Origin of the sequence: Burkholderia sp. LFS061, from assembly GCF_047978125.1 — a bacterium.
GTDB lineage: Bacteria > Pseudomonadota > Gammaproteobacteria > Burkholderiales > Burkholderiaceae > Burkholderia > Burkholderia pyrrocinia_C.
This window is the reverse complement of record NZ_JBFPFS010000111.1, coordinates 1-1,882: the sequence shown is the minus strand read 5'-3', so window position 1 is coordinate 1,882 and position 1,882 is coordinate 1. Positions and strand designations below refer to the sequence as shown.

Here is a 1,882-nt window from a genome sequence, read left to right as displayed (position 1 = left end):
GCACGGCGCGCCGCGTCGGCGTCGCATGCGGCCACGTCGGCGGCGGCGGGCGCAAGCCAACCGAATCGCGCGGCGGACCCCGATGCGCGTACGCAGAAGGAAGCACCTACGTCCCGCGGCGCCGCTGCAGGCGGCTACGGGCCGCGTCTCGCGAAGTCGGCCGCCGCCCCGGCGGACAAGCCGGCCGCGAAGCCCGCGCTCGTGCGCCCCGCGCTGAACGGCGAGAAGCCGGCGCTGGCCGCGGCCGGCACGTCCGACGACGACTGGGAGACCTTCTAAGCCATGCCGAACGCGCGCGCGCCGTTTCGACCCGATGCACCGGATGCCTCGCCTCGCGCGGGCGAGCCGGGGCGCGACTTCGCGTTCACCGGCGCGGATTTCGCCCGCATCCGCGCGCTGATCCACCAACGCGCGGGGATCTCGCTGTCCGAGCACAAGCGCGACATGGCGTACAGCCGTCTCGCGCGGCGGCTGCGCGCGCGCGGCCTCGACACGTTCCGCGACTACCTCGACCTGCTCGAGCAGGAAGACGATCCGCTCGAGTGGGAAGCGTTCACCAACGCGCTGACGACCAACCTGACCGCGTTCTTCCGCGAGTCGCATCACTTCCCGATCCTGTCGGCGTTCGTGAAGGGGCGGCCGGCGCCCGTGTCGGTATGGTGCTCGGCGGCGTCGACCGGCGAGGAGCCGTACTCGATCGCGATCACGCTGATCGAGGCGCTCGGCGAATCGGCGGCGCGCGGCGCGTCGATCCTCGCGACCGATCTCGACACGCAGGTGCTCGCGAAGGCGGAAGCCGGCATCTATACGTACGACCAGGTCAAGCACCTGTCGCCCGAGCGGCTGAAGCGCTTTTTCCTGAAGGGCACGGGCGCGCAGGCCGGCCGCGTGAAGGTGCGCCCCGAGCTGCGCGCGATGATCCGCTTCGAGCAGCTGAACCTGACCGATGCGGACTACGGGATCGCGAAGCCGTTCGACGCGATCTTCTGCCGCAACGTGATGATCTATTTCGACAAGCCGACGCAGGGGCAGGTGCTGTCGCGTTTCGAGCCGCTCGTGAAGCCGGGCGGGCTGCTGTTCGCCGGCCATTCGGAAAACTTCACGTACGTCACGCAGGCGTTCCGCCTGCGCGGGCAGACGGTGTACGAACTGACTCGCGACGCCGCGCAGGGTGCGCGGCCGCGTGGCGCGCAGGCGCCCGCCATGCCGTCGCGCGTGCCCGCGCGGGCCGCGGACGCCGCGCCCGCCTATGGAGATCGCGGATGAGCGCGCTGCCGATCGCGACCAATCGCTATTTCGACAACCACTTCGGCCGTCCCGGCGTGAAGCTGTTGCCGAACGAGTTCTACACGACGTCCGAGGACATGGTGCTGATGACCGTGCTCGGCTCGTGCGTCGCCGCGTGCCTGCACGACCCGTACGCGGGCATCGGCGGGATGAACCACTTCATGTTGCCCGACGACGGCACCGATCCGGGCGCGGCCGCGTCGGAATCGATGCGCTACGGCGCGTACGCGATGGAAGTGCTGATCAACGAGCTGATCAAGGCCGGCGGGCGCCGCGAGCGCATCGAGGCGAAGGTGTTCGGCGGCGCGGCCGTGCTGGCCGGGATGACGACCATCAATATCGGCGATCGCAACGCGGATTTCGTGCGCCGCTACCTCGCGCTCGAACGCATCCGCATCACGGCGGAAGACCTGCAGGGCGTGCACCCGCGCAAGGTCGCGTTCATGCCGCACACGGGGCGCGCGATGGTGAAGAAGCTGCGGCTGCAGGTGCCGGGCGTCACCGAGCGCGAAGCCGCGCTCGCGCGCGAGGCCGAGCGCGCCGCACGGTCGCGCGCGCACGTCGAGCTGTTCGCGGCGAAGCGGCCGGCCGCGCC

General features: G+C 70.9%; 2 protein-coding genes and 1 pseudogene. All 3 read left to right on the top strand.

The window, feature by feature from the left end; all coding sequences use genetic code 11:
- A pseudogene (locus ACNQQL_RS35875) lies at positions 1-279 on the top strand (methyl-accepting chemotaxis protein); the annotation flags it as partial.
- Positions 280-282: 3 nt separating this feature from the next.
- Positions 283-1,266, top strand: coding sequence for a CheR family methyltransferase (locus ACNQQL_RS35870; protein WP_204425389.1), 984 nt, complete (start codon positions 283-285; stop codon positions 1,264-1,266).
- Positions 1,263-1,882 (top strand): chemoreceptor glutamine deamidase CheD (cheD, locus tag ACNQQL_RS35865; RefSeq protein WP_347069666.1); only part of this gene is annotated, 620 nt, incomplete at its 3' end. The genes ACNQQL_RS35870 and cheD, both read left to right, overlap by 4 nt.